This is a genomic window from Caballeronia sp. LZ035 (assembly GCF_031451175.1).
GTDB lineage: Bacteria > Pseudomonadota > Gammaproteobacteria > Burkholderiales > Burkholderiaceae > Caballeronia.
This window is the reverse complement of the sequence record NZ_JARUXS010000001.1, coordinates 2,583,188-2,608,886: the sequence shown is the minus strand read 5'-3', so window position 1 is coordinate 2,608,886 and position 25,699 is coordinate 2,583,188. Positions and strand designations below refer to the sequence as shown.

The 25,699-nt window shown below is 65.5% G+C and carries 26 protein-coding genes; 18 read left to right on the top strand and 8 right to left on the bottom strand.

Going from position 1 to position 25,699, the window contains the following annotated elements:
• Positions 1-3: 3 nt before the first annotated feature.
• Both QCE88_RS12235 and QCE88_RS12230 read left to right on the top strand, forming a co-directional pair.
• Positions 4-987, top strand: coding sequence for a D-glycerate dehydrogenase (locus tag QCE88_RS12235; protein ID WP_309902160.1), 984 nt, complete (start codon positions 4-6; stop codon positions 985-987).
• Positions 984-2,465: a DNA recombination protein RmuC gene (locus tag QCE88_RS12230; RefSeq protein ID WP_309902158.1), complete on the top strand. Its 1,482-nt coding sequence runs from the start codon at positions 984-986 to the stop codon at positions 2,463-2,465. Before QCE88_RS12235 ends, QCE88_RS12230 begins: the two co-directional genes overlap by 4 nt.
• Here QCE88_RS12230 and QCE88_RS12225 read toward each other — a convergent pair whose 3' ends face one another.
• The 6 genes from QCE88_RS12225 to QCE88_RS12200 all read right to left on the bottom strand — a co-directional run bounded on the left by QCE88_RS12225 (position 2,466) and on the right by QCE88_RS12200 (position 10,116).
• The gene (locus QCE88_RS12225; RefSeq protein ID WP_309903556.1) at positions 2,466-2,891 is read right to left on the bottom strand and encodes a GNAT family N-acetyltransferase; all 426 of its coding nucleotides are present in this window, start codon (positions 2,889-2,891) and stop codon (positions 2,466-2,468) included.
• A gap of 56 nt (positions 2,892-2,947) precedes the next feature.
• Entirely contained in the window at positions 2,948-3,223 is a 276-nt protein-coding gene (locus tag QCE88_RS12220) for a hypothetical protein (protein WP_309809175.1), read from the bottom strand.
• 66 nt (positions 3,224-3,289) lie between these two features.
• A complete protein-coding gene (gene glp / locus QCE88_RS12215) occupies positions 3,290-4,594 on the bottom strand; it encodes a gephyrin-like molybdotransferase Glp (protein WP_309902157.1) in 1,305 nt (434 codons plus the stop codon).
• Positions 4,595-4,715: 121 nt separating this feature from the next.
• A complete protein-coding gene (gene mobA / locus QCE88_RS12210) occupies positions 4,716-5,270 on the bottom strand; it encodes a molybdenum cofactor guanylyltransferase MobA (RefSeq protein WP_309903555.1) in 555 nt (184 codons plus the stop codon).
• A gap of 91 nt (positions 5,271-5,361) precedes the next feature.
• Entirely contained in the window at positions 5,362-6,468 is a 1,107-nt protein-coding gene (gene moaA, locus QCE88_RS12205) for a GTP 3',8-cyclase MoaA (RefSeq protein ID WP_309902156.1), read from the bottom strand.
• Positions 6,469-6,726: 258 nt separating this feature from the next.
• The gene (locus QCE88_RS12200) at positions 6,727-10,116 is read right to left on the bottom strand and encodes an Rne/Rng family ribonuclease (RefSeq protein WP_309902155.1); all 3,390 of its coding nucleotides are present in this window, start codon (positions 10,114-10,116) and stop codon (positions 6,727-6,729) included.
• A 906-nt stretch (positions 10,117-11,022) separates the two neighbouring features.
• Here QCE88_RS12200 and QCE88_RS12195 point away from each other — a divergent pair.
• From QCE88_RS12195 to QCE88_RS12180, 4 genes are read left to right on the top strand one after another with little or no spacing between them, the layout of a single operon-like run.
• Complete coding sequence (locus tag QCE88_RS12195; RefSeq protein WP_309902153.1) at positions 11,023-12,021, top strand: RluA family pseudouridine synthase; 999 nt, start codon at positions 11,023-11,025, stop codon at positions 12,019-12,021.
• Positions 12,022-12,681, top strand: coding sequence for an HAD-IA family hydrolase (locus QCE88_RS12190; protein WP_309902151.1), 660 nt, complete (start codon positions 12,022-12,024; stop codon positions 12,679-12,681).
• On the top strand, positions 12,678-13,064 hold the full coding sequence (locus QCE88_RS12185; RefSeq protein ID WP_309902149.1) for a Rieske 2Fe-2S domain-containing protein: 387 nt from the start codon (positions 12,678-12,680) through the stop codon (positions 13,062-13,064). The genes QCE88_RS12190 and QCE88_RS12185 overlap by 4 nt, the downstream gene beginning before the upstream one ends.
• 39 nt (positions 13,065-13,103) lie before the next feature.
• Positions 13,104-14,063 carry a S49 family peptidase gene (locus QCE88_RS12180; protein WP_309902147.1) on the top strand — a complete coding sequence of 320 codons (960 nt, stop codon included), beginning with the start codon at positions 13,104-13,106 and terminating at the stop codon, positions 14,061-14,063.
• Positions 14,064-14,066: 3 nt separating this feature from the next.
• Here QCE88_RS12180 and QCE88_RS12175 read toward each other — a convergent pair whose 3' ends face one another.
• Both QCE88_RS12175 and QCE88_RS12170 read right to left on the bottom strand, forming a co-directional pair.
• A complete protein-coding gene (locus QCE88_RS12175) occupies positions 14,067-14,786 on the bottom strand; it encodes an SAM-dependent methyltransferase (RefSeq protein ID WP_309902145.1) in 720 nt (239 codons plus the stop codon).
• On the bottom strand, positions 14,783-15,400 hold the full coding sequence (locus QCE88_RS12170) for a Maf-like protein (protein WP_309902143.1): 618 nt from the start codon (positions 15,398-15,400) through the stop codon (positions 14,783-14,785). Before QCE88_RS12170 ends, QCE88_RS12175 begins: the two co-directional genes overlap by 4 nt.
• Positions 15,401-15,769: 369 nt before the next feature.
• Between QCE88_RS12170 and QCE88_RS12165 the strand changes: the two genes are divergently transcribed.
• The 12 genes from QCE88_RS12165 to QCE88_RS12110 all read left to right on the top strand — a co-directional run bounded on the left by QCE88_RS12165 (position 15,770) and on the right by QCE88_RS12110 (position 25,688).
• Positions 15,770-16,432, top strand: a complete 663-nt coding sequence (locus tag QCE88_RS12165) for a YceD family protein (protein WP_309902141.1) — start codon at positions 15,770-15,772, stop codon at positions 16,430-16,432.
• Between the two features lie 126 nt (positions 16,433-16,558).
• On the top strand, positions 16,559-16,738 hold the full coding sequence (gene rpmF, locus QCE88_RS12160) for a 50S ribosomal protein L32 (RefSeq protein WP_035501683.1): 180 nt from the start codon (positions 16,559-16,561) through the stop codon (positions 16,736-16,738).
• Between the two features lie 138 nt (positions 16,739-16,876).
• Positions 16,877-18,049 (top strand): phosphate acyltransferase PlsX, encoded by a 1,173-nt coding sequence (plsX, locus tag QCE88_RS12155; protein WP_309902139.1) that lies wholly within the window; start codon positions 16,877-16,879, stop codon positions 18,047-18,049.
• Positions 18,049-19,038, top strand: a complete 990-nt coding sequence (locus QCE88_RS12150; RefSeq protein WP_309902137.1) for a beta-ketoacyl-ACP synthase III — start codon at positions 18,049-18,051, stop codon at positions 19,036-19,038. The genes plsX and QCE88_RS12150 overlap by 1 nt, the downstream gene beginning before the upstream one ends.
• Positions 19,039-19,168: 130 nt before the next feature.
• Positions 19,169-20,101, top strand: a complete 933-nt coding sequence (fabD, locus tag QCE88_RS12145) for an ACP S-malonyltransferase (RefSeq protein WP_309902136.1) — start codon at positions 19,169-19,171, stop codon at positions 20,099-20,101.
• A 20-nt stretch (positions 20,102-20,121) separates the two neighbouring features.
• A complete protein-coding gene (gene fabG, locus QCE88_RS12140) occupies positions 20,122-20,862 on the top strand; it encodes a 3-oxoacyl-ACP reductase FabG (protein WP_309902134.1) in 741 nt (246 codons plus the stop codon).
• Positions 20,863-21,109: 247 nt separating this feature from the next.
• Positions 21,110-21,349 carry an acyl carrier protein gene (gene acpP, locus QCE88_RS12135; RefSeq protein ID WP_004197638.1) on the top strand — a complete coding sequence of 80 codons (240 nt, stop codon included), beginning with the start codon at positions 21,110-21,112 and terminating at the stop codon, positions 21,347-21,349.
• 144 nt (positions 21,350-21,493) lie between these two features.
• Entirely contained in the window at positions 21,494-22,732 is a 1,239-nt protein-coding gene (fabF, locus tag QCE88_RS12130; RefSeq protein ID WP_309902132.1) for a beta-ketoacyl-ACP synthase II, read from the top strand.
• A 31-nt stretch (positions 22,733-22,763) separates the two neighbouring features.
• Positions 22,764-23,231, top strand: a complete 468-nt coding sequence (locus QCE88_RS12125; protein ID WP_309902130.1) for a protein YgfX — start codon at positions 22,764-22,766, stop codon at positions 23,229-23,231.
• 95 nt (positions 23,232-23,326) lie between these two features.
• Positions 23,327-23,926, top strand: coding sequence for an RNA polymerase sigma factor RpoE (gene rpoE, locus QCE88_RS12120; RefSeq protein WP_016345879.1), 600 nt, complete (start codon positions 23,327-23,329; stop codon positions 23,924-23,926).
• Positions 23,927-24,010: 84 nt separating this feature from the next.
• On the top strand, positions 24,011-24,640 hold the full coding sequence (locus QCE88_RS12115; RefSeq protein WP_309902128.1) for a sigma-E factor negative regulatory protein: 630 nt from the start codon (positions 24,011-24,013) through the stop codon (positions 24,638-24,640).
• Positions 24,641-24,644: 4 nt separating this feature from the next.
• Complete coding sequence (locus QCE88_RS12110) at positions 24,645-25,688, top strand: MucB/RseB C-terminal domain-containing protein (RefSeq protein WP_309902126.1); 1,044 nt, start codon at positions 24,645-24,647, stop codon at positions 25,686-25,688.
• The last annotated feature ends 11 nt before the right edge of the window (positions 25,689-25,699 follow it).

Genomic DNA, 25,699 nt, shown 5'->3' with positions numbered 1-25,699 from the left:
GCAATGAAGAAGAAAGTGCTTGTCGCGCGATCCACGTTCCCCGATGTCATCGAGCGGCTGAAACAGATTTTCGATGTGGACGCCAACATGGGCGATGTCCTTCCGCAGGAAGAATTCGTCCGGCGTCTCGCCGACTGCGACGGCGCGTTCACGGCCGGCGAGCGCGTCGGCGACGCCGAACTCGCGGCCGCGCCGAAGCTGAAGGTCGTCGCGAACATGGCGGTCGGCTACAACAACTTCGACATGCAGGCGTTCGACGCGCACGGCGTGCTCGGCACCAATACGCCGGACGTGCTGAACGAAAGCACCGCCGACTTCGGCTGGGCGCTGATGATGGCGGCCGCGCGTCGCGTAACCGAGTCGGAGCATTTCCTGCGCGCGGGCCAGTGGCAGAAATGGTCCTTCGATTCCTTCCTCGGCGCCGACGTGTACGGCTCCACGCTCGGCGTGATCGGCATGGGGCGCATCGGGCAGGCGCTCGCGCGGCGCGCGAGCGGTTTCAACATGCGCGTGATGTATCACAACCGCTCGCGCGTGGCGCCCGAGATCGAGGCCGCGCTGAATGCGGAGTACGCGTCGAAGGAAGACTTGCTGAAGCGCGCGGATCACGTGGTGCTCGTCGTGCCGTATTCGAAGGAGAGCCATCACACCATCGGCGCCGCTGAACTCGCGCTGATGAAGCCGACCGCGACGCTCACGAACATCGCGCGCGGCGGTATCGTCGACGATGCCGCGCTGATCGCCGCGTTGCGTGACAAGCGCATCGCCGCGGCGGGGCTCGATGTCTTCGAAGGTGAGCCGAACTTCAATCCTGATTTCCTGGTGCTCGACAACGTCGTGCTGACGCCGCACATTGCCAGCGCGACCGAAGCCACGCGCCGCGCCATGGCGAATCTCGCCGCCGACAACCTGATCGCTGCCCTCGGCGAAGGTCCGCGCGCGGGCAATCCGCCGAATCCGATCAATCCGGGCGTACTGAAGAAATGATGGAACTGCTGGTGGGCGGGGTCGCCGTGCTGGCAGTCGCGCTGGTGATTGCGCTCATTGCGCTCGTCGTGATGCTGCGGCGCGCGTCGCAGGGCGGCATGCACGACGAGTTCGAGGCGCTCACCGACCGCGTCAACGACATGGGCGAGGCGCACGCGCGCGCGCAGGAACGGCTCGAACGCGGCGTGCGCGGCGATATCGCGGAAAGTGCGCGGGTGTCGCGCATGGAAGCGCAGAACGGCTTCGGCCAGTTTCATCAGACGCTGTCGACACAGCTCGCGAGTACGTCGAGCGTGCAGAACGCGCAGTTCGACGCGCTCGCGCAACAACTGGCGCAACAGAGCCAGCAGGCGCGCGAGGAGCAGGGCAATGCGCTGAAGCGCTTCGGCGATTCGATCTCGCTGCATCTCGCGCAGCTGTCGGAGGCGAACGAGCGGCGGCTCGGCGAGGTGCGCGCGACGCTCGAGGCGCGTCTGAAGGACATCGAGGCGAACAACGCCACGAAGCTCGATGAAATGCGCCGCACCGTCGACGAAAAGCTGCACGCCACGCTGGAGCAGCGGCTGGGCGAGTCGTTCAAGCTGGTGTCGGACAGGCTGGAGCAGGTGCATCGTGGGCTGGGCGAGATGCAGACGCTCGCGGCGGGCGTCGGCGACCTGAAGAAGGTGCTGACCAACGTCAAGACGCGCGGCACCTGGGGCGAAGTGCAACTCGAAGCGCTGCTGGAGCAGTTGCTCACGCCGGAGCAATACGCGAAGAACGTTGCGACGGTGCCGAACAGTAACGACCGCGTGGAATTCGCGATCAAGCTGCCCGGCCGTCATGACGCGCCGGGTTCTTCCGCAAGGTCGGATGAAGCCGCTTCGCCCGTGTGGCTGCCCATCGACGCGAAGTTTCCGCGCGAGGACTACGAGCGTCTGATCGATGCGCAGGAACGTGCCGATCCGGCCGCCGTGGAAGAGGCTGCGCGTGCGCTCGAAGGCCGTCTGCGCGCGGAAGCGAAGGCGATCGCGCAGAAATACGTCGCGCCGCCGCATACCACGGACTTCGCGCTGCTGTTCCTGCCCACCGAGGGTCTGTACGCCGAAGCGCTGCGCCGCCCCGGTCTGAGCGATGCGCTGCAGCGCGACTATCGCGTGAGCATAGCGGGACCGACCACGCTGACCGCGCTGCTCAACAGTTTGCAGATGGGCTTTCGCACGCTGGCCATCGAGAAGCGTTCCAGCGAGGTCTGGCAGGTGCTGGGCGCGGTGAAGACCGAGTTCGGCAAATTCGGCGACGTGCTGGCGCGCACCAAGTCGCAGCTCGAAACGGTCACGCGTTCGATCGAGGCGGCGCAGACGCGCACGCGGCAGATGAACAAGCGTCTGCGCGACGTGGAGGCGTTGCCGGGGGAGCGGGCGGCGGGACTGCTGGGCGAGGCGTCGGGTGAAGTGTCCGGTGACGTACCCTCGCCCGAAGGCGACGACGAGACTTGATTACGACGACACGGCCAGCCGTTCGAGCGGCTCGCCCGTGACGCGCACGATGCGCCAGTCGGGCAGCACGGTCGCGCCCATCTTTTCGTAGAAGTCGATGGCGTTCTGGTTCCAGTCGAGCACCGACCATTCGAAGCGGCCGCATTGACGTTCCACCGCGAGCGCGGCCAGCTTCTTCAACATCTGCGTGCCGAGGCCGCTGCCGCGCATCGAGGGACGCACGTAGAGGTCTTCGAGATACAGGCCGCGCTTGCCGAGGAAGGTCGAGAAGTTCTGGAAGAACAGCGCGTAAGAGACGATCTCGCCGTTCTGCTCGGCGACCAGCGCTTCGGCGGCCGGACGCGTGCCGAACAACGCCTCATGCACATCCTGCTCGGTGGCGACGAACAGATGCGTCAGCTTCTCGAACTCGGCCAGCTCGAGCATCAGCGCGAACACGGCGCCGACATCGGCGGGCGTTGCCGCACGGATGAGGGCGGCGCTCACGCTTCCTCCGGCGCGTCGGACAGCGTGATCTCGATGCCGCCGAAACGCGATGCCACCCAGTTGTACGCATGACAGGCGATCCACAAGAGGATGAAGCCAAGGATCGCGTTGAGCAGCAGGGCGCTCGTGACCGTGCTCACTTCCACCGAGCCATAGCGCACGAACGCGACCACGACGCCCAGCAGCACGATCGGCACGCTGAAGGTCAGATAAACGAGGATCAGCGCCTTGGCGGTCTGTCCCGGTGCGATGAACGAAATCTGTTTTTTCATGGAAGGGTGCCCCGTCTGTCGATATAGGAATGAGGGTTCCGGCGATGCGCGCGCGCGGCGCAGTCGTCAGATCAGGCCGTCGAACGGCACGATCTCGACATCGTCGCCGGCGTCTATGTCACCGCGAGCATGCTCGAGCACGATGAAGCAGTTTGCTTCGCTCATCGAGCTGAGCACGCCCGAGCCTTGCGGACCGGTCGTGACGACGCGCCAGCCGCCATCGGCCTCGCGTGTCGCAATGCCGCGCTGGAATTCGGTGCGGCCTGCGCGTTTCTTCATCGGCTCGGCGGCGCGGGCGCGAAGGGCCGTGAGCGCCTGCCGCTGCGCACCCGACATGGCGAGCAAGGCCTCGCGCACGATGAAGTAGAAGGTCGCCATCACGGCGACCGGATTGCCCGGCAAGCCGAAGAACAGCGCCGAGCGGCCCGCGCCCGCGCGTTCGCCGGACCACAGGCGGCCGAATGCCAGCGGCCGGCCGGGGCGCATCGCGATCTTCCAGAAGGCGACTTCGCCGAGCGAATTCAGCAGGTCGCGCGTGAAGTCCGCATCGCCCACCGAGACGCCGCCCGAACTGATGACGACGTCCGCACTGGAGGTCGCGTGACGCAGCGCGGTTTCGAGCGAGGCGCGGTCGTCGCGCACGATGCCGAGATCGAGCGTCTCGACACCCAGGCGCCGGAGCATCGCGAACAGCGTGTAGCGATTGCTGTCGTAGACGCTGCCCGCGCTCAGGGTTTCGCCGATGGAGCGCAGTTCGTCGCCGGTCGAGAAGAAGGCCACGACGAGCCGCTTGCGCACCGCCACTTCGCCGATCCCGAGCGACGCCAGCAGCCCGAGATCCGACGCCCGCACGACGCGCCCGGCGACCAGCGCGGGCTTGCCCCGGGCGAGATCCTCGCCTGCCAGCCGGCGATTCTGTCCCGCGTGGATGCCTGCGACGGCAAAGCGAATGGTGTCGCCTTCGCGGGTGACCTGCTCCTGCGGCACCACCGTGTCGCAACCCGGCGGCATCAGTGCGCCGGTCATGATGCGCACGCATTCGCGCCCGCCGGACGTGGCCACGAAAGGACGGCCGGCGAATGCCGTGCCCGCGACCGGAAGTTCGACCGTTGCGCCGGCGCCCGTCACCGCCGTGGCCGCGAACGCGTAGCCGTCCATCGCCGAATTGTCGAAGGCGGGGACGTCGATGGGAGAAATCACGTCCTCCGCCAGCACGCGGCCCAGCGCGTCGTGCAGGCTCACGCGTTCCGCGGGCGCATCGGCGCCGCGCGGCATCGCCCATTGACGCACGATGTCCTGCGCGGCCTCGACAGGCAGCGCATTCGGATCGTACTGAGCAACGGAGGCGAAGAATTCCTTGGGCGTGGTCATGAATCGGAGTGGATCGCGGCCTGCGCAGGGCGGTGAGGCAATGCCACGGCGGCGGAGGGAACGAGCAGCCTGGAAGGATCAGGCCACATGGGCGGACGCGAGCGAACAGCGGGTTGAGCGGTCAGTCGCGCTCCAGCTCGGCCAGCTGCTGCAAATCGTTGACATTGTAAAACGCACGTACATCGTGAAATTGGACTTCAGCCGCCGTGTGGCGCGCGTACCACGCGCGCACCTTGCGCTCGCCGGCGTCCAGCCAGGCGTCGAGATCGTCGGCGAGCGAGGTGCGCAGCAGCGCGAACACCGGATGCGCCTGCACGTCGCCGGATGCCTCGACCGTCGCCGCATACGCAATGTCGACACCCTTTGTTTCGAGCGCCTGCATCAGCGCGGCGCCCAGGTGTTCGTCGACGAACGGCGCGTCGCAAGGCGCGGTCAGCACGAAGCCGGTGCGCGCCTCGCGCAGCGCGGCTGCGATGCCGGCAAGCGGCCCTGGATAGGCCGCGCGCGTATCGGCGATGACGCGCGCGGCGAAGGGCGCGCCGAGACGCGCGTAGTCATCGAGCGAGCGGTTGGCGCTGACCAGCATCGCGCTGGCCTGCGGGGCGAGACGCCGCATCACGTGCAGCGCGAGCGGTTCGCCGCGAAACGGCTGCATGCCCTTGTCGACGCCGCCCATGCGCGAGCCGCGTCCGCCCGCCAGCACGAGCGCCGTGACGTCGGAGAAAGCATGGGATTGAGGCGTGGCCTGCACGGTCGTTTCGCCTGCGTCAGCCACCGATGTACGACATTTCGACGCGCGGTCCGTCGCTCCGTGCCGGGGCCGACGCGCTGCCGCGCAATTGCGAATAGCGGTCGCCGCGTGCTTCCCAGATGCGCGCGATGGAAGTGGCGACGTCCTCATCGCTGGCGCCGCCGCGGATCAGGCCGCGCAGATCGTGTCCGGCGACGGCGAAGAGACAGAGGTACAGCTTGCCTTCGGTCGAGAGCCGCGCGCGCGTGCAGGTTCCGCAGAACGCGCGCGTGACGCTGGAGATCACGCCGATCTCGCCGCTGCCGTCGCGATAACCCCAGCGTTGGGCGGTTTCGGCGTCGGTATGGGCTTCGAGCGGCGCGAGCGGGAAGTGCGCGTCGATGCGCTCCACCACCTGCGCCGACGGCAGCACTTCGCTCATGTTCCAGCCATTCGACGCGCCCACGTCCATGTATTCGATGAACCGCAGGATGGCGCCGCTGCCCTTGAAGTGACGCGCCATCGGCACGATTTCCTGGTCGTTGGTGCCGCGCTTGACGACCATGTTCACCTTGAGCGGCGCAAGCCCGACTGCCTGCGCCGTGGCGATGCCTTCGAGCACGTCGCCTACCGCGAAGTCGGCGTCGTTCATGCGGCGAAACAGCGCGTCGTCGAGGGCGTCGAGGCTGACCGTGACGCGCGACAGCCCCGCGTCCCGCAGCGAGCGGGCCTTGCGCGCGAGCAGCGAACCGTTCGTGGTCAGGGTGAGGTCGAGCGGACGGCCTTCGGGCGTACGCAGCAGCGCCAGCCGCTCGATCAGATATTCGATGTTCTTGCGCAGGAGCGGCTCGCCGCCCGTCAGGCGAATCTTCTCGACGCCATGCGAGACGAACACGCGCGCCAGCCGCTCGATTTCCTCGAAGGAGAGCAGGGCGGCGTGCGGCAGAAACGGGTAATGCTTGTCGAAGACCTCGCGCGGCATGCAGTACACGCAGCGGAAGTTGCAGCGGTCGGTCACCGAGATGCGCAGGTCGCGCAAGGGGCGCGCGAGCGTGTCCGTGAGCAGCCCCGATGGCGCGGCGGCGACGCCGGCGAAGGCCGGAATCGCGCTGATGTCGGTCACGGGGATGATGCGTCGGGACATGATGGATGGGGTTCGGCTCGACCGTGGCGGTCTTGTTTTGAGGTTGCGAATCGTTCGATGACCGTTCCATTTTAACGGAAGGTGCTCATCGGAGTCGCAAGGGGGATACCCGCGCGGGGTCTGGTTTTCCCGCATTTTTGCAGCGATGCGCGGCGGCTGCGCGAAAAAAAACGCCATCGATGTGGATCGATGGCGTTTCGTCCGTCCAGCCCGGTACGGCGTGGAGCCGTGCCGGGCGTCAGAGCGCTCAGTGATAGCTCAATGAGCGCTCTTGCCGGTTTCCACCTGCTGCATCGGTGTGGTGTCGGCCGGCGGCAGCACCTTGCGCTCGCGCGGCACGCGCACCGGCGCGGGCACGCGGGCGGCGGCAGCATCGGCTTCACGCAGCTTGCTCTCGTCGGTGTTGACCCACACGAGGCCGGCGCGTTCGAGCATCGGCTGGATCGCTTCGGCGGCGATCGGCGTAGCGGTCGCGGCGGTCGCGGATGCGGCCGGCGCGGCTGCCTTCACCGGTTCCGCTGCGACCGGCGCCTGCACTTCGGCGTGTTCGATCGGCGGCACGGGTGCAACGGCCGTTGCCTCGGGCGTCGGTGCGACCGCGGCGACCTTCACCGGCTCCGCCACTTCGGCTTCGGCAGAGGCAGGCGCCGGAACCGCTTCAGGCGCGGCTTCAGCGACAACCGGAGCGGGCTTGGCGACCTCGGCAACCGGCGCCGGCGTTTCGACCGGAGCGGGCGCAGCTTCGACCGGCCTGGCTTCGTCGGCCACGGGCGCGAACGGATCGACAGGCTTGGTTTCGGCAGCCTTCGGCGTCGGACCGAACGGGTTGTCGACCGACGGCGCGGGAGCCGGCTTGGCGAACACGTCGAAGTCGGCTGCTGCGGGCGTCGATGCCTTCGGTTCGACCGGCTCGGCCTCCTGAGCCTTCGCCACCGGCGCTGCTTCAGCGACGACAGGCGCCGGCGCTTGCGGCTTCACTTCAACCGGCGCCTGGACCGGCGCTTCCACCGGTTGCGCGGCCACGGCTTCGACCGGTGTCGGCGCCGCTGCTTCGGCCGGTTCAGCCACCGGACGCGCTTCGCGACGCACGGACACTTCCTGCGCGGCTTCGGCGTCGAACACGCCGGCCTGCGCCGAGGTGCTGTCGGCGGCGCCTTCGGCTTCCGCGACGTCAGCCGCATGATTCACGGTGATGCCGTCTTCCTCGCGTTCGCGACGGCCGCCACGACGGCCACGACGACGGCGGCGACGCTCTTCGCCGTCACGCGCGCTGTTGGCCTGATCGGCGGAGTCCGCGTCGAAGCCTGCGGTGTCCACATCGATCTGCGACGACTCGACGATTTCCGACACCACGGTTTCGCCTTGCGTCAGTGCTTCGACGGCGGCTTCCGGTTGCGGCTTGCGGCGCTCGCCACGATCCGACCGTTCCCCGCGCTCCGCACGTTCGGGACGATCAGCGCGGTCGGAACGATCAGCGCGCTCGGCACCGCGTTCACCACGATCCGGACGTTCGCGGCGTTCCTGGCGTTCGCCTGTTTCCGGACGCGCGGCGCGCTCGGCGCTGCGCTCACGGCCTTCACGCGGCTCACGGGCCTCGCGCGGCTCGCGGGCTTCGCGTGCCTCACGCGGTTCGCGGGGTTCACGCGGCTCGCGCACTTCACGCAGTTCGCGTCCCTCACGACCGCCACGCGGCTCGCGATCCTCGCGGCGCGCGCCTTGGCGGCCCGTGCCGTTGCCACCGGTACTGCCGTTGGCGCCACTCGCCGCACCTGCCGACGCGCCGTCGCGGCCCGCGCCGCCGCCACTGCGGCGGTTGCGGTTGCGATCGCCGCTGCCCGAGCGTTCGCTGCGCTCACGTTGCGGACGCGCGGCCGGTTGCGCCTCGACCGGAGCCGGGGCGGGCTTGACCTCCGGCTGGATGCCGAACAGGTTCTTGATCCACGCGATGAATCCGCCGCTCGCCGGCACCGGCGCCGCAACGGGCGCGGCCTCGACCGGAGCGGCCTTGACCGGCGCGCTCGGCGCAGGTTTCTCGGGCGTGATGCCCTTGACCGCGGCTTCCTGCTTCGGCTTCACCTCTTCGGCGCGCTTGCTGTAGCCGGTCTCGGACTCGAGTTCCGTCGCGGCTTCCACGGCCATCTTCCACGATGCGCGCGGCTCGTCGAGGCGTGCGTCGTCGTGACGCAGACGCTCCAGCTTGTAATGCGGCGTTTCCAGATGCTTGTTCGGAATCAGGACGACGTTGACCTTGAAGCGCGATTCGATCTTGTTGATTTCCGAGCGCTTTTCGTTCAACAGGAAGGCGGTCACCTCGACCGGCACCTGGCAATGAATTGCCGCGGTGTGCTCCTTCATCGCTTCTTCCTGAATGATCCGCAGCACTTGCAGCGCGGACGATTCGGTGTCGCGGATATGGCCCGTGCCGTTGCAGCGCGGGCAGGTCACGTGGCTGCCTTCCGACAGCGCCGGACGCAGACGCTGACGCGACAGTTCCATCAGGCCGAAGCGCGAAATCTTGCCCATTTGTACGCGGGCGCGGTCGTGCTTGAGTGCGTCCTTCAGACGCTGCTCGACTTCGCGCTGGCTCTTGGCCGATTCCATGTCGATGAAATCGATCACGATCAGGCCGCCCAGGTCGCGCAGACGAAGCTGGCGCGCGACTTCGTCGGCGGCTTCGAGATTGGTGCGCGTCGCGGTTTCCTCGATGTCGGCGCCCTTGGTCGCGCGCGCCGAGTTCACGTCGATGGCGACGAGCGCCTCGGTGTGATCGATCACGATCGCGCCGCCCGAGGGCAGCGGCACCGTGCGCGAGTACGCGGTTTCGATCTGATGCTCGATCTGAAAGCGCGAGAACAGCGGCACGTCGTCGTGATAGCGCTTCACCTTCGAGAGGTTGTCGGGCATCACGATGTCCATGAAGGCGCGGGCCTGATCATGGATTTCGGTCGTGTCGATAAGGATTTCGCCGATGTCCGGCTGGAAATAATCGCGGATCGCGCGGATGACGAGGCTGGATTCGAGATAAATCAGCATCGGCTGGCCGCCGACCCCGCTCTGCGACGCGGCTTCGATCGCGCGCCACAGCTGCATCAGGTAGTTCAGGTCCCACTGCAGCTCTTCCGCCGAACGACCGATGCCCGCCGTGCGCGCGATGATGCTCATGCCTTCCGGCAATTCGAGCTGCGCCATGGTTTCGCGCAGTTCCTGGCGCTCGTCGCCCTCGATACGGCGCGACACGCCGCCGCCGCGCGGATTGTTCGGCATCAGGACGAGGTAGCGGCCGGCCAGCGAGATGAACGTGGTCAGCGCCGCGCCCTTGTTGCCGCGCTCTTCCTTCTCGACCTGGACGATGAGTTCCTGGCCTTCGCGCAGCGCGTCCTGGATGCGCGCGGAGCGCATGTCGACGCCGTCGCGGAAATACTGGCGGGCGACTTCCTTGAACGGCAGGAAGCCGTGGCGGTCCTCGCCGTAGTTGACGAAGCAGGCTTCGAGCGACGGCTCGATGCGGGTGACGACTCCCTTGTAGATGTTGCCTTTGCGCTGTTCGCGCCCGGCGGTTTCGATGTCGATGTCGATGAGTTTCTGCCCATCGACGATGGCGACGCGCAGTTCTTCTTGCTGCGTCGCGTTAAACAGCATGCGTTTCATGGAACGGCTCCAGAGCGGCTTTCGTCCTCCCTCGTCAGGCGAATCGGCGTCAGTGACGGATGAAGGTCACGCGCGCGAGGCGGGAAGGCGGGCGAGCCGCGCTTTTTGTGTGTTGTCACAAAGCACGCTGGAGCGGGATTTCTGGCGGGAGAATTGCCGAAAGCAGGCGACAGCCGCCAGCGCGGCGGCCGTGCCATGGGGCACATGCGAAACAACGGCGAGGCGAAGTCGAGCCGCGCGGCGCGTGGCGAGGATGGACGGCGGCGTGGCGGACGGACGTCCGGGACGGTCGAAACGTCCCGACGCACTGCCTGCCCAACGCGCTTTGCAGCGCCTGAATCCTCCCAACGGTGGCCGCGGAAGAGCGGTCTCGCGCACACCGGCGCGATGCTGCGTACCGATCCTTCCTGCGGCCAGGCCGCGCCGGCGCCGCCGCGGGCCTTGTATCGCGCCCGTCGGCTGGCTGCCGTGTGTCTCGCCTCATGGCGGCGTGATCGCGCTTCGCAGATTACAGCGCAGCAGCGATTCCGCCGGCAGTTGTTCGCAACACCGGCGAGCGTCGATTGCCTGTTTCTCCTGCTCATGCGCAATTTCGCGCAGGACCGATTCAGGCGGCGACCGGTTGTTGCACCGGGCGCCTTCGCTTCTCGCCGATAAAATTCTTTTTGACCAGAAATCCGTTACCGACCGGCGATCGACTCGACCGAACGCGCCTGTGGGCTTCGTCCCTGCCGGTGATATCGCCGTGCGTGCAACTCGCTGCTCTCTGTCTTCAGGGTGAGCAACCGACCTTGGGCGCAAGTAAAATGATGGTTTATCGCTTGCACCTGTACAGTCTGTTCAATCGCGGTTCCTGCTTGATCTAAAGCATCAACCTTTTCAGACTGCTCGCAAATTATATTCAGAATGAATGAGTTAGGCAAAACTTCCCATAAACAGGTCGCAAGCGAACAGGTGTCGATGATCGAAGTCGACGAGACTGCCGCCGGTCAGCGGATCGACAACTTCCTGCTGCGCGTCTGTAAAGGCGTGCCAAAGAGCCATATTTATCGGATTCTCCGCAGCGGCGAAGTGCGCGTGAACAAGGGCCGCATCGACGCCGCGTACCGTCTCGAAATGGGCGATCTCGTGCGTGTGCCGCCTATCCGTACGGCTCAGCCGGACGAAACGCCGGTGTCATCGAACGCGCCGGCCGCCGAATTTCCCATTCTTTTCGAAGACGACCATCTGATCGTCATCGACAAACCCTCGGGCGTCGCCGTGCATGGCGGCAGCGGCGTGGCGTTCGGGGTGATCGAACAACTGCGCAACGCCCGGCCGCACGCCAAGTTCCTCGAACTGGTGCATAGGCTGGACCGGGAAACCTCCGGCGTGCTGATGCTTGCGAAGAAACGCGCCGCGCTGGTCAACCTGCACGAGCAGATTCGGGAAAATCGCCTCGACAAGCGCTATTACGCGGTCGGCCACGGCGACTGGCCCGCCGACTGGGGCCGCCGGCGCGTCGTGAAGGCGCCGCTGCACAAATACGTCGCCGCCGACGGCGAGCGCCGCGTGCGCATCCAGGAAAACGGACTGCCGTCGCACACGGTGTTCAATCTGATCGAACGCTGGGACGACTACGCGTGGGTCGAGGCGGAACTGAAGACCGGACGCACGCATCAGATCCGCGTGCACATGGCGAGCATCGGCCTGCCGATCGCCGGCGACACCAAGTACGGCGACTTCGCGCTGAACAAGGATCTGGCGCGTCCGAGCGCGAAAGCGTCGCTGAAACGCATGTTTTTGCACGCTTACCGGCTGAAGATCACCCATCCGGCGAGCGGCGAAGCCATTCAGTTCGAAGCGCCGCTGCCCGCCGAGTGCCGGCGCTTCATCGAACAACTCAAAAATCGTGAGACACCGTAAATGCCGCGGAAGCAATTCGATCTGATCGTTTTCGACTGGGACGGCACGCTGATGGATTCGACCGTCCACATCACGCGCAGCATCCAGGCCGCCTGCCGCGACCTGGGCCTGCCAGTTCCCGCCGACGAATCCGCCAGTTATGTGATCGGTCTCGGCCTCAAGGATGCGCTGCAAATCTGCGCGCCGACGCTCGATCCGGCCGACTATCCGCGCCTGGCCGAGCGTTATCGCTTCCATTTCCTGACGAAAGGGCAGGAAACCGAGCTTTTTCCCGGCGTGCGCGACATGCTGCAGGCGCTGCGCGACGAAGGCTATTTTCTCGCGGTTGCGACGGGCAAGAGCCGCGTCGGGCTGAATCGCGCGCTGGATCAGTCGCGTCTGACGAGCGCCTTCGACGGCACGCGCTGCGCCGACGAAACCTTCTCCAAGCCGCATCCGGCCATGCTGCACGAGCTCACGCGCGAACTCGGCCAGGATCTCGCCCGCACCGTGATGATCGGCGACACGACGCACGACCTGCAAATGGCCATCAACGCGGGCGCGGCGGGCGTGGGCGTGGGGTATGGCGCGCATCCGGCGGATTCGCTCGCGGTGCTCAAGCCGCATTTCTGCGCGGACAGTGTCGCGTCGCTGGCCGGCTGGCTTCGGGAGCACGCATGAGCGAAGCGGCGCGGGACGCGGTGCGCGTGTGCGCAGCGGACGCACTCGTCGACGGCGGCGCGGGCGTCCGCGTACCGGCGACGGACGCCGCCGGCGAGGCGGTCGTCTTTTTTGTGCGCTACGACGGCAAGCCGTACGGCTATCTGAACCGCTGCGCGCACGTGCCAATGGAGCTCGACTGGAACGAGGGTCAGTTCTTCGAGAGCTCGGGCCTATACTTGATGTGCGCGACTCACGGGGCGATCTACCAGCCGGACACCGGCAAATGCGTCGGTGGTCCGTGCCGCGGTGCGCGCCTGCGCGCCGTGTCGGTCGAGGAGCGCGACACGCCTGAGGGCCGCGCGGTCTTCTGGCTTCCCGATGCGTCCTTGCAGCCCGCCTGATTCGCCCGCCTTCCATCCTTTCACTCGCCTGAACTACGCATGTCCGACAACCTTCCACGCGGCAACGACAACTGGGAGCGCGAAGCGCTCGAGCGCATCGCCCTGGCCGCGATCCGCGAGCAGCGCGCCGCCCGGCGCTGGCGCATCTTCTTCCGGTTCCTGTTTCTGATCGTCATTGCGCTGGTTGCCTGGGGCGTGTTCGATTTCACCGGCGACCGGGCCGCGAAGGCCGGCAAGCACACGGCATTGATCGACCTGCAAGGCGAGATTTCCGCCACCGGCGACGCCAGCGCCGACAACATCGACGGCGCACTGCAAAGCGCCTTCGAGGACGAAAACACGGCCGGCGTGATCCTGCGCATCAACAGCCCGGGCGGCAGTCCGGTGCAGGCGGGCATCATCTACGGCGAGATCAAGCGCCTGCGTGCGAAATATCCGAAAACGCCGCTGTACGTGGTCGTCGACGACATGTGCGCGTCAGGCGGCTATTACGTCGCCTCGGCCGCCGACAAGATCTATGTGAACAAGGCGAGCGTCGTCGGCTCGATCGGCGTGCTGATGGACGGTTTCGGCTTCACCGGCCTGATGGACAAGCTCGGCGTCCAGCGGCGCCTGCACACGGCGGGCGCCAACAAGGGCGAGTTCGATCCGTTCTCGCCCGAAACGCCCGTGATGACCGCCCACGCGCAGGACATGCTCGACCAGATCCACACGCAGTTCATCGACGCCGTGAAGCAGGGCCGCGGCAAGCGGCTGAAAGACGATCCGGAGATGTTCTCCGGCATGATCTGGACCGGCGAGAAGAGCGTTGCGCTCGGCCTCGCGGATGATTTCGGCGACGCCGGCTATGTCGCGCGCGAGGTCATCAAGCAGCCGGATATCGTCGACTACACCCAGAAGGAAAGTATCAGCGAGCGCGTGGTGCGGCGCTTCGGCGCCTCGGCGGGCGATGCCGCCGTGCGCGCGCTGACGCTCGGCGGCCGGTTCCAGCTGCACTGAGCGTTACGACGCGAGCAGCAGGAAGATCGCCGGACGCTTTTGCAGGTCCGGCGCGGCCTTCTTCTTCCAGTCGGCTGCCGTGCGCGTGACGATGGTTTCGCCCGGCAAGGTCAGATCCACGGCGACGCAGATCAGCGTCGAGGGCGCGCAGGTCGCGATCAGCGTGTCGAGCATCGCGCGGTTGCGATAGGGCGTTTCGATGAAAATCTGCGTCTGACTGGCCTTGCGCGACAGTTGTTCGAGTTCGCGCAGGCGCTTGCCGCGCTCGGTGGCATCGACGGGCAGATAACCGTTGAACGCAAAACTCTGGCCGTTCATGCCCGAGGCCATCAGCGCCAGCAGGATCGAGCTCGGTCCGACGAGCGGCACCACCTTCACGCCGCGATCGTGCGCGCGTCGCACCAGCAGCGCACCGGGGTCGGCGACGGCCGGGCAGCCCGCCTCGGAAACGAGTCCGGCGTCGGTGCCCGCGAGGATCGGCGCGAGCAGTCGGTCGATCTCGCCCGGCGGCGTCTTGACGTTCAGCTCGCGCACGTCGATTTCCTGGATCGGCCGTTCCGTGCCGACTTTCTTCAGGAACGCGCGCGTGGTCTTGGCGTTTTCGCCGATGTAGTACGCCAGCGCGGCCGCCTGGGCGCGCACCGGATCGGGCAGCACCTGCGCGAGCGCGGCGGCGTCGCCTTCGCCGAGCGTGTTCGGAATCAGATAGAGGACGCCGCTCATTGCGCCCCCAGTACCGGCAAGCCGGCGTGGGCCAGCATGCCCGTCAGCGCGATCAGCGGCAGGCCGATCAGCGCGGTGGGATCATCGGATTCGATCGCTTCCAGCAAAGCAATCCCCAGGCCCTCGGATTTCGCGCTGCCGGCGCAATCGTAGGGCGTTTCGGCGCGCAGATAGGTTTCGATCTGCGCATCCGAATAGTCGCGAAAGCGCACGCGCGTGACGATATCGGCGGTTTGAATGTCATTCGTGCGGCTGTCGAAGACACACAGCGCGCTGTGAAACTCGACGCTCCGGCCGCGCATCGCACGCAGTTGCTCGACGGCCTTGTCGTGCGTGCGGGGCTTGCCGATCTGCAGGCCGTCGAAGGTCGCGACCTGGTCCGAGCCGATCACGAGCAGCCCGTCAGGCTGCGTGACACGCGCCGCTGCCGCCCGCGCCTTGACGGCGGAAAGGCGCAGCGCCGTCGCCTGCGGTGTTTCGTCTTCGAGCGGCATTTCGTCGATCGCCGGGACGATGACCTCGAACGGCATCCGCAGGCGCTCCAGCAACGCGCGCCGGTACGGGGAACTCGACGCCAGAATCAGGCGCGGAAGGGAAGTTGAAGCGTCGGACATGAAGGGAAATCAGTAAAAAAGAAGGAAAAAACGGTGGTGCGCGGCTTGATGCTTAAGTATTTGACTCGAAAGAATAAAGCCGATATGATTTTGGGCTTTTCATCGGTCGGTGCGCAAGCAGCTTCGCGTCTCAGGCCAGTGAATCTGGTGAGGCGCGGGTGAGGTGCCTTCTGGTCAGGGCTCCGGCAGGCACAGTAGCAGGCACAGTAGCAGGCACAAGCGCGAAAGCATGAAAGCCAGCCTGATGCAAATTCGGGCAAGCCACGCCTGACCGAATACGGCGTCGCGGTGCATACCGGGCGTTCATCCGAAGTATCCGCCGAAGCACCCGCCAAACAAGGCACAAGCAAGACACCAGCAGGAGCGCACATGACCCGGAATCCTGGCAAACCTGCGAGCCCCGCCGATCTGCGCGCGCTCGACGTTTTTGAATTCGCCACCAGCGGCACGCAGGCAGCCGGCGCGCTGCGCATATCGCAGATGCCGCGCATGTTAGCCGAAGTGCCGGCCGATGTGTCGGATGCATCGGGTGGTCCGGCAGCGGGAGAAGAAGACACTGTCTTCACCTGGCAGGCCGAGGGCTCGACCCAGCCGGAATTGCAGGACGACGGCGTGGAAGCGCCGCAGCCTTATCTGCGCCTCGCGGTTCATGGCTCGGTATGGCTCAGGTGTCAACGCTGTCTTTCGCCGTATTCGCAGCATCTCGATGTCGATGCCACCTATCGGATCGTCGCGACGGAGGAAGAAGCGGACGAATTTCCGCTCGACGACGATGAAGTCGAAGTGATCGTGGGCTCGCGCCAGTTCGATCTCGTCGACTTGATCGAAGAGGAGTTGTTGTTGTCCTTGCCGCTCGTGCCCAAGCACACCGTGTGTCCCGAGGTGCACGAAAGCCTGCTCTCAGGCAGTGCTAAAGGCAGCGCGGACGACGAGTCGGAAGAAAACAGTGCGGCGGAAGCAGCAGACAAGCCGAATCCGTTTGCGGTGCTGGAAAAGCTCAAGCCGGGCGGTTCCGGCGGCGGCCAGCACTGATGCACTGAACAGGTTTAGTAGCAGCAACAAACAGGTAGCGCGATGTGCGCACCCGATGGCCGTACGGCCGAGGGCTGTCGGCGGATCGGGCTGTGTTAGAATTCGCAAAATTTTTCTGGAGTAATCATGGCAGTTCAGCAAAACAAGAAGTCGCCGTCGAAGCGCGGCATGCACCGTTCCCACGACTTCCTCACGACGGCTCCGCTGGCTGTCGAGCCGAGCACGGGTGAAGTGCACCTCCGCCACCACGTGAGCCCGAATGGCTACTATCGTGGCAAGAAAGTCATCAAGACGAAGAACGACTAAGCGTTCCCCGTCGCCCGTCCAGCTCGCGGAAACCATTCTGCGGGCGTTCGGGCGCAATTCGCTCTTGACACTTTCCCGGTACGACAAGAAGGCGGCATTTCACTGCCGCTTTTTTGTGTCCGAAATTCGTCGCGTTCCATGACTGTAAAGATCACCATCGACTGCATGGGGGGCGACCACGGTCCGGCCGTGACCGTTCCCGCTGCCGTCAGTTTCGTGCGCTCGCATCCCGACGCGCATCTCATGCTCGTCGGTCTCGAGCAGCCCATCCGCGCCCAGCTCCGAAAGTGCAAGGCACTCGATGAAACTCGCCTGAGCGTCGTCGCCGCGAGCGAAGTCGTCGCCATGGACGACCCGGTCGAAGTCGCGCTGCGCAAGAAGAAAGATTCATCGATGCGCGTCGCGCTCAACCTCGTGAAGGAAGGCGCGGCGCAGACCTGCATTTCCGCCGGCAACACCGGCGCGCTCATGGCGGTCTCGCGCTACGTGCTGAAGACGCTTGCCGGCATCGAACGTCCGGCCATCGCGTTCGCCATGCCGAGCCAGAAGGGCTACACCACCGTGCTCGATCTCGGCGCCAACGTCGATTGCGAGCCGGGGCATCTGCTGCAGTTCGCCGAGATGGGCCACGCGCTGGTGTCGGCCATCGAGGGCCGCGAGCGGCCGACCATCGGTCTGCTGAATATCGGCGAAGAAGTCATCAAGGGCAATGAGACCATCAAGCGCGCGGGCGAACTGCTGCGTGCGAGCACGCTCAATTTCTACGGCAACGTGGAAGGCAACGACATCTACAAAGGCACGACGGATGTCGTCGTGTGCGACGGCTTCGTCGGCAATGTCGCGCTGAAGACGTCGGAAGGGCTCGCGAAGATGCTCGCCGACATCATCAAGGAAGAGTTCAGCCGCTCGTTCGCCTCGAAGCTGATGGCGCTCGTCGCGCTGCCGGTGCTCAAGCGTTTCAAGCGCCGTGTCGACCCCGCGCAATACAACGGCGCAGCCTTGCTGGGCCTGCGCGGGCTCGTCATCAAGAGCCACGGTTCGGCCGAGGCCTTCGGCTTTGAGTGGGCGATCAAACGCGGGTATGATGCCGTCAAAAATGGCGTGCTCGAACGCCTGGTGCGCGCGATGGAAGAAAACGCGCCCGCCGCGCGCGAGACCAGCGTGTCCGCGCCCGAGGCGCCGCCTGCTGCAGGTGTCGAAGGCGCGCCGTCAAGCGCTGCTGCACCGACAGACCCGCAGCCCGCTACACCGCCCAACTCGCAGCCGAACCCGCCGGGCGAGTCCGGAACTGCGCTACATTCGAAGGCATAATGGCTCAAACCAATCTCTACTCACGCGTGCTGGGCACCGGCAGCTATCTGCCGGACGAGCGCGTCACGAATCAGGACTTGGCCGATCGTCTCGCGAAACAGGGCGTCGAGACGAGCGACGAATGGATCGTCGCACGCACCGGCATTCACGCGCGCCACTTCGCGGCGCCGAACCAGACTTCGAGCGACCTCGCGCTGATCGCGTCGCAGCGGGCCATCGAGGCGGCGGGTATCGATCCCCAGTCGATCGATCTGATCATCGTCGCCACTTCAACGCCGGACTTCGTGTTCCCGAGCACGGCCTGCCTGCTGCAGAACAAGCTCGGCATCCGCAATCACGGCGCGGCCTTCGACGTGCAGGCCGTCTGCTCCGGCTTCGCCTATGGCGTGGCCACCGCGGACAGCTTCATTCGCAGCGGCCTCGCCCGCACGGCGCTCGTGATCGGCGCGGAAACCTTCTCGCGCATCCTCGACTTCAAGGACCGCACCACCTGCGTACTGTTCGGCGACGGCGCCGGCGCCATCATCCTGCAGGCGTCGGAAGAGCCCGGCGTGCTGTCGAGTGCGCTGCACGCGGACGGCAGCCATTCGGACATTCTCTGCACACCGGGCAACGTGAACGGCGGCGTGGTCGAAGGCAGCGCGTTCCTGCACATGGATGGCCAGGCCGTCTTCAAGCTCGCCGTCAACGTGCTGGAGAAGGTCGCCGTCGAGGCACTGGAGCGTGCGCAACTCACGCCGGACGACATCGACTGGCTGATCCCCCATCAGGCCAATATCCGCATCATGCAGAGCACGGCCCGCAAGCTGCATCTGCCGCCCGAGCGCATGGTGGTGACGGTGGGTGAGCACGGCAATACGTCGGCGGCCTCGATTCCGCTCGCCTTCGACGTCGCCGTGCGCGACGGCCGCATCAAGCGCGGCGACCATCTGCTGATTGAAGGCGTGGGCGGCGGCTTCACCTGGGGCGCATCGGTCATTCGCTACTGATTCCCCGGCCGCGCTTTTCCAGTTACTTCACCTATCCGCCGCTGATTTTCCCTTCGTGACAGACCCCGCGCGCCCAAGCAGCGCGCGGTCCGCGAAGGCATCGCGGCGCATTCCAGACAACGAGGACGAGATGAAATTTGCATTCGTTTTCCCCGGGCAGGGTTCGCAATCGATCGGCATGCTCAACGCCTTCGCTGACCACGCCATCGTGCGCGAGACGCTGCAGCAGGCATCCGACGCGCTCGGCCAGGATCTCGGCAAGCTGATCGCCGAAGGCCCCGCCGAAGACCTGAACCTGACGACCAACACCCAGCCGGTCATGCTGACGGCCGCGTACGCGATCTACCGCGTGTGGGAGCAGGAAACCGGACTCAAGCCGGCGCTCGTCGCGGGCCATAGCCTGGGCGAATACACGGCGCTGGTCGCGGCCGGCGCGCTGGCGTTCGCGGACGCCGTGCCGCTCGTGCGTTTTCGCGCGCAGGCGATGCAGAACGCCGTGCCGGTGGGCGAAGGCGGCATGGCCGCGATCCTCGGTCTCGACGACGACACCGTGCGCGCCGTGTGCGCCGAAGCGGCGTCGGCGGGCGTGGTCGAAGCGGTGAACTTCAACGCGCCTGCGCAAGTCGTGATCGCCGGTTCGAAGGCGGCGGTCGAGAAAGCCTGTGAAGTCGCGAAGGCGAAGGGCGCCAAGCGCGCCCTGCCGCTGCCGGTGTCGGCGCCGTTCCATTCGTCGCTGCTCAAGCCCGCGTCCGACCAGCTGCGTGACTATCTCGCCCAAGTCGAAATCAAGGCGCCGCAGATTCCGCTGATCAATAACATCGATGTCGCGATCGTCTCCGATCCCGCCGCGATCAAGGACGCGCTCGTGCGCCAGGCCGCGGGCCCGGTGCGCTGGGTCGAATGCGTGCAGGCCATGGCGCGCGACGGCGTCACGCATGTTGTCGAATGCGGTCCGGGCAAGGTGCTCGCGGGACTGACGAAGCGCATCGACGGCAACCTGACCGGCGCATCCATCTTCGATCCGGCCTCGCTCGACGACACGCGCACGCTGATTGCTGGCTGAACGACATAAGGAACGACACCATGAGCCTGGAAAAGCAAGTAGCCGTCGTGACGGGCGCGTCGCGCGGCATCGGACGGGCGATCGCGCTCGAACTCGCGAAGCAGGGCGCGACGGTCATCGGCACGGCCACGAGCGAAAGCGGCGCGGCGAGCATCGGCGAGGCGCTGGCGCAGGCGGGCGGCAAGGGCCGCGGCGCGGTGCTGAACGTCAATGACGACGCAGCGGGCGACGCCTTCATCGACGGCATCGTGAAGGAATTCGGCGGCCTGAACGTGCTCGTGAACAACGCGGGCATCACGAAGGACCAGCTTGCGATGCGCATGAAGGACGACGAGTTCGACGCCGTCATCGACACCAACCTGCGCGCAGTCTTCCGTTTGTCGCGCGCAGTGTTGCGCCCGATGATGAAAGCGCGCGGCGGCCGCATCATCAACATCACATCGGTGGTCGGTTCGTCGGGCAATCCCGGCCAGGCGAACTACGCGGCCGCCAAGGCCGGCGTCGCGGGCATGACGCGGGCGCTGGCGCGCGAGATCGGCAGCCGCGGCATCACCGTGAACTGCATCGCGCCGGGTTTCATCGACACCGACATGACCAAGGTGCTGCCCGAAGAGCAGCGTGCCGCGCTCACCGCATCCATACCACTTGGCCGACTGGGCAGCCCGGAAGATATCGCGCATGCTGTGGCATTCCTGGCCTCGCCGTACGCCGGCTATATCACGGGCACGACGCTGCACGTGAACGGCGGCATGTACATGTAAGGTTGAATAGGAATTTTGCGCGTTTTCGCTTAATATCCGCGCCGGACGGGCGCGCACTGTGCTCTGCAAGGCATCGTGCGCACCGCTGCCGCGCGGCGGCAAGGAATCATCGCGAAGCCCCGGCAGCCCGCTTGAAGCAGCGCGCCGGACAGCGGAGCATGGAACTGAAGCGCCGTATTTTGCGGGTCCAAACCTGATAAAATGCGCGCACTCGTATTTTTGAACTTTTTTCCCCTCGGAGGGCTGCATGGACAACATCGAACAGCGCGTGAAGAAGATCGTCGCCGAACAACTCGGCGTGGCGGAAGCTGAAATCAAGAACGAAGCGTCGTTCGTGAACGATCTGGGCGCTGACTCGCTCGATACCGTGGAACTGGTGATGGCGCTCGAAGACGAATTCGGCATGGAAATTCCGGATGAAGAAGCCGAGAAGATCACCACGGTTCAGCAAGCGATCGATTACGCTCGCGCCAACGTCAAGGCCTGAGGTACTGAGGCCAGCGGCGCATCGCTGAACAGCTAGATGCTCAGTCGCTGCAAAGACCAGTTTGAAAGCCACAGGGCACACAGGGCGGTTTCCTGTGGCCGCTGTGGCTTTTGTATTTCGTCATTCTATGGATAAGGGGTTACCGTGAGCCGTCGTCGAGTTGTTGTTACAGGCCTGGGGCTCGTGTCGCCTGTCGGCAATACCGTTGCCGACGGCTGGGCCAATCTGGTCGCGGGCAAGTCGGGCATCGCCAATATCACGAAGTTCGACGCCACGAACTTCTCCACGCGTTTCGCGGGGGAAGTGAAGGGCTTCAACATCGAGGACTACATGCCCGCCAAGGAAGCGCGCCATATGGATACGTTCATCCATTATGGCTTCGCGGCAGGCGTCCAGGCCATGCAGGACAGCGGCCTCGAGATCACCGAGGACAACGCGGAGCGCGTGGGCGTGGTGGTCGGCTCGGGCATCGGCGGCCTGCCGATGATCGAAGTCACGCAGACCGAATTGCTCAATCGCGGCCCGCGCCGCATCTCGCCGTTCTTCGTGCCGGCCTCGATCATCAACATGATCTCCGGCCATCTGTCCATCCGCTTCGGCTTCAAAGGCCCGAATCTCTCGATGGTCACCGCCTGCACGACCGGCCTGCACTGCATCGGCGAGGCGTCGCGTCTCATCGAATACGGTGACGCCGACGTCATGATCGCCGGCGGCGCCGAGGCTACGGTCTCGCCGCTCGGCATCGGCGGCTTCGCGGCGGCGCGCGCGCTGTCGCAGCGCAACGACGATCCCGCCACCGCCAGCCGTCCGTGGGACACGGATCGCGACGGTTTCGTGCTGGGCGAGGGCGCCGGCGTGATGGTGCTCGAAGAGTACGAACACGCGAAGGCGCGCGGCGCGAAGATCTACGCTGAAGTGCTCGGCTACGGCATGAGCGGCGACGCGTATCACATGACCGCGCCGCCGGAAGACGGCGACGGCGGCCGTCGTGCGATGGTCAACGCGATGAAAAACGCGCGCATCAACCCCGACGAAGTGAACTACGTCAACGCGCACGGCACGTCCACGCCGCTCGGCGACATTGCCGAAACCATCGGCATCACGCGTGCGCTCGGCGATCAGGCGAAGAAGGCCGTCGTGAATTCCACCAAGTCGATGACCGGCCACCTGTTGGGCGGCGCGGGCGGCCTGGAGTCGGTGTTCACGGTGCTGGCCATCCACAACCAGGTGTCGCCGCCGACCATCAACATCTTCAACCAGGATCCGAAGTGCGACCTGGACTACTGCGCCAATACCGCGCGTGACATGAAGATCGACGTGGCGGTGAAGAACTCGTTCGGCTTTGGCGGCACGAACGGTTCGCTCGTCTTCAAGCGTCACTGAGTCCGCCGCGCGCGCTGTCAGGGCAACTGAGATGACGAGTGCGCGCGTCCGTCGGCCGCATCGGGAAACCGGCTTCGCGCCGGGCATTCCGCTGCGGCCGTCGCGTTTTCTGCTCGCGGCTCTTGCTTGCTTTCTGGCGGTTGCCTGTGCCGCGGTGTTCCAGTGCGCGCTGGCGCATACGGGCCACGCGGGTCATGCAGCCGTGGCGTGCGCGCTGACAGCAGCAGTGCTCGGACTGGCGTCGTACCGATGGATGCGTGCTCAGCCCAGGACCCTGCACCTGCATGGCGACGGCCTCACGCTCCGGCATACGGACGGCGCCATTTCTCACCGGCGCATTACGCGCTGCGCGCAATGGGGCGGGTGGCTACTCGCCCTGCGCCTGACGAGCGCGCACAGGAAGGCCGGAACGCTGCTCGTCGCGGCCGATGCCATTGACCCCGAAAGCTTCCGCCTGCTCGCCGTGCAGGCCCGCCGCAGCGCGGCTTCCCACCTGTAACGACTGTAACGTCTGATGAGCGTTCCAGTTGCCTTACAAGCGGGGCCGTTACAATAGCCCTCCGCGCAACAGACCAAGTCAAACGGATTTCCCAGGTGAGCGAAAAAGAAATCGACCAACTGCTGGTCGAACGGGTGCAGAAGGGTGACAAGGCCGCGTTCGAACTGCTGGTCGCCAAGTACCACCGCAAGATCATTCGACTGATCTCGCGCCTCGTGCGCGACCCCGCCGAGGTCGAGGACGTCGCCCAGGACGCCTTCATCAAGGCTTATCGTGCGCTGCCGCAATTCCGGGGTGAATCGGCGTTCTACACCTGGCTGTATCGCATCGCCGTCAATACGGCAAAGAACTACCTTGCCACGCAAGGGCGCCGGGCGCCCACTTCTACCGAAGCAGATGCCGAAGAAGCGGAAACTTTCTCCGACGCCGACCAACTAAGGGATATCAACACGCCCGAGTCGATGTTGATGAGCAAGCAGATCGCTCAGACGGTCAATGCTGCGATGGCGCTGTTGCCCGAGGAGCTTCGCACCGCCATCACACTCCGGGAAATCGAAGGGTTGAGTTACGAGGAAATCGCCGAGATGATGAATTGCCCCATCGGCACCGTCAGATCGAGAATTTTTCGTGCTCGCGAAGCCATTGCGGCAAAATTGCGTCCGTTGTTGGACACTCCCGAAGGCAAGCGCTGGTAAGCGGCGGTCAAGCACGGGGCAGGGACGCGATTTCTGGGTTAGTTGGTGTCACTACGGGTGTGGGTCAAAGAGATGGGGAGCATCATGGGGTCGGTCTCGGTGCAGAATCAGACGCAAGCAGGTTCGCGCGGCGAACGCATGTCGGCATTCGTCGACGGTGAGTCCGTCGACGAAATGGGCAACCTCGGCCAGTTTCTCGCGGAACTGAAACACGACGACCGCGCGGCGTGGTCGGCGTATCACCTGATCGGAGACGCGCTGCGCTCCGACGATCTCGCGGTCAGTCCGGCGCGCAGCAGTGCGTTCATGGCCGCCTTCTCCGAACGTTTCGAAGCCGAGGCGCATGTGCTGGCCCCGGCGGCACTGCCTGCGGCGAAAGCGCGCGGGGGCCTGCTGCGCCGTCGCGTGATGCCGGCTTTTGCGGTGGCCGCGGCGGCCGCCACGCTGACGTGGATTGTCGTGCCGCAGTTGCAGGGCGTGGACAGCCACGGTGGCGCGCAGATGGCCAGCGTCTCCCCGGCGGATTCGATGCAGCGCGTGGCCATGGCATCCGTGCCGGCGGCTACCACACGCTCCCCGATCGTCGAGGCGAACATCATTCGCGACGCCAATCTGGATCAGTACCTGGAAGCGCACCAGCAGTTTTCCCAACAGCCTGTAATGCCCGGTTCGATGCCCTTGATTCGCGCGGCGGCTACCTCGCAGGACCAATAATTTGATGCCGAGTGTGCGGTTGAACAAAACGAACCATTGGGGAAGGCTGCCGGCATTCATGCTTTGCGCAGCCGTGTTGTTGACGGCGGCATCGGGCAGTTTCGCGCAAGATAACGACCCCGCCGCCGCGCGCAAATCAGCCGCCACGCTGCTCGACCGCATCCACGAAGCGGCGCAGCAGCAGAATTACGAAGGCACGTTTGTCTACCAGCGTGGCGCGACGGTGCAATCGTCGCGCATCACGCATGTCGCCACGCGCGGCGACGGCGAATATGAATCGCTCGAAAGTCTCGACGGCGCGCCGCGCAAGATGCTGCGCCACGACGACGACATGTTCACGTTCGTGCCCGAGCGTCATTTGCTGGTGGTCGAGCATCGGCAGAATCGCGATTCCTTCCCGGCCCTGCTCGCGACGAGCGGCGCCCAGGTGCTCGCCGCCTACGAACCGAAGCTGCTCGGCAACGACCGGGTCGCGGGGCTCGACACCACGGTGCTCGAACTCGATCCGAAAGACGCCTATCGTTTCGCCTACAAGCTCTGGGCCGACGCCAAGACAGGCCTGCTGTTGCGCGCCCAGACGCTGGATGCCGACGGCCAGGTGCTCGAACAGCTGTCGTTTTCGCAGGTGAAGATTGGCGGCCCGGGCGACAAGACGCCGATCGCCAATGGCATCCGCAGCACGTCTGGCTGGACGGTTGTCCGCCCGCCGGTGCAACCCGTGGACATGGAAGCGCAAGGCTGGCAGCTGACGCCGAACGTCGCCGGGTTCCGCAAGATTCGCGAACTGCGCCGGCCGATGGCGTCGAGCCAGCCAGGACAGCCGCCGATCCCCGTCGATCAGGCGGTGTTTTCGGACGGGCTGGCGACCATTTCGGTCTTCGTCGAGCCGGTCGAGAAAAATACGCGCAAGGAAGGGGCGGGAAACAGCGGCGCCACGCATGTGCTGGTGAAGCGGCGCGGGGATTTCTGGATCACTTTGCTGGGCGAGGTGCCGCAAGCCACGTTGCAGCAATTTGCTTCTACCATAGAATACAAGCCTTCCAAGTAATCCGACCCCGG

Bases quoted from the DNA above. Each gene is read 5' to 3' on its own strand.
- QCE88_RS12235 (WP_309902160.1), top strand. From the start codon at position 4: ATGAAGAAGAAAGTGCTTGTCGCGCGATCCACGTTCCCCGATGTCATC.
- QCE88_RS12230 (WP_309902158.1), top strand. From the start codon at position 984: ATGATGGAACTGCTGGTGGGCGGGGTCGCCGTGCTGGCAGTCGCGCTG.
- QCE88_RS12225 (WP_309903556.1), bottom strand. From the start codon at position 2,891: ATGCTCGAGCTGGCCGAGTTCGAGAAGCTGACGCATCTGTTCGTCGCC.
- QCE88_RS12220 (WP_309809175.1), bottom strand. From the start codon at position 3,223: ATGAAAAAACAGATTTCGTTCATCGCACCGGGACAGACCGCCAAGGCG.
- glp (WP_309902157.1), bottom strand. From the start codon at position 4,594: ATGACCACGCCCAAGGAATTCTTCGCCTCCGTTGCTCAGTACGATCCG.
- mobA (WP_309903555.1), bottom strand. From the start codon at position 5,270: ATGGGCGGCGTCGACAAGGGCATGCAGCCGTTTCGCGGCGAACCGCTC.
- moaA (WP_309902156.1), bottom strand. From the start codon at position 6,468: ATGTCCCGACGCATCATCCCCGTGACCGACATCAGCGCGATTCCGGCC.
- QCE88_RS12200 (WP_309902155.1), bottom strand. From the start codon at position 10,116: ATGAAACGCATGCTGTTTAACGCGACGCAGCAAGAAGAACTGCGCGTC.
- QCE88_RS12195 (WP_309902153.1), top strand. From the start codon at position 11,023: ATGAATGAGTTAGGCAAAACTTCCCATAAACAGGTCGCAAGCGAACAG.
- QCE88_RS12190 (WP_309902151.1), top strand. From the start codon at position 12,022: ATGCCGCGGAAGCAATTCGATCTGATCGTTTTCGACTGGGACGGCACG.
- QCE88_RS12185 (WP_309902149.1), top strand. From the start codon at position 12,678: ATGAGCGAAGCGGCGCGGGACGCGGTGCGCGTGTGCGCAGCGGACGCA.
- QCE88_RS12180 (WP_309902147.1), top strand. From the start codon at position 13,104: ATGTCCGACAACCTTCCACGCGGCAACGACAACTGGGAGCGCGAAGCG.
- QCE88_RS12175 (WP_309902145.1), bottom strand. From the start codon at position 14,786: ATGAGCGGCGTCCTCTATCTGATTCCGAACACGCTCGGCGAAGGCGAC.
- QCE88_RS12170 (WP_309902143.1), bottom strand. From the start codon at position 15,400: ATGTCCGACGCTTCAACTTCCCTTCCGCGCCTGATTCTGGCGTCGAGT.
- QCE88_RS12165 (WP_309902141.1), top strand. From the start codon at position 15,770: ATGACCCGGAATCCTGGCAAACCTGCGAGCCCCGCCGATCTGCGCGCG.
- rpmF (WP_035501683.1), top strand. From the start codon at position 16,559: ATGGCAGTTCAGCAAAACAAGAAGTCGCCGTCGAAGCGCGGCATGCAC.
- plsX (WP_309902139.1), top strand. From the start codon at position 16,877: ATGACTGTAAAGATCACCATCGACTGCATGGGGGGCGACCACGGTCCG.
- QCE88_RS12150 (WP_309902137.1), top strand. From the start codon at position 18,049: ATGGCTCAAACCAATCTCTACTCACGCGTGCTGGGCACCGGCAGCTAT.
- fabD (WP_309902136.1), top strand. From the start codon at position 19,169: ATGAAATTTGCATTCGTTTTCCCCGGGCAGGGTTCGCAATCGATCGGC.
- fabG (WP_309902134.1), top strand. From the start codon at position 20,122: ATGAGCCTGGAAAAGCAAGTAGCCGTCGTGACGGGCGCGTCGCGCGGC.
- acpP (WP_004197638.1), top strand. From the start codon at position 21,110: ATGGACAACATCGAACAGCGCGTGAAGAAGATCGTCGCCGAACAACTC.
- QCE88_RS12125 (WP_309902130.1), top strand. From the start codon at position 22,764: ATGACGAGTGCGCGCGTCCGTCGGCCGCATCGGGAAACCGGCTTCGCG.
- QCE88_RS12115 (WP_309902128.1), top strand. From the start codon at position 24,011: ATGGGGTCGGTCTCGGTGCAGAATCAGACGCAAGCAGGTTCGCGCGGC.
- QCE88_RS12110 (WP_309902126.1), top strand. From the start codon at position 24,645: ATGCCGAGTGTGCGGTTGAACAAAACGAACCATTGGGGAAGGCTGCCG.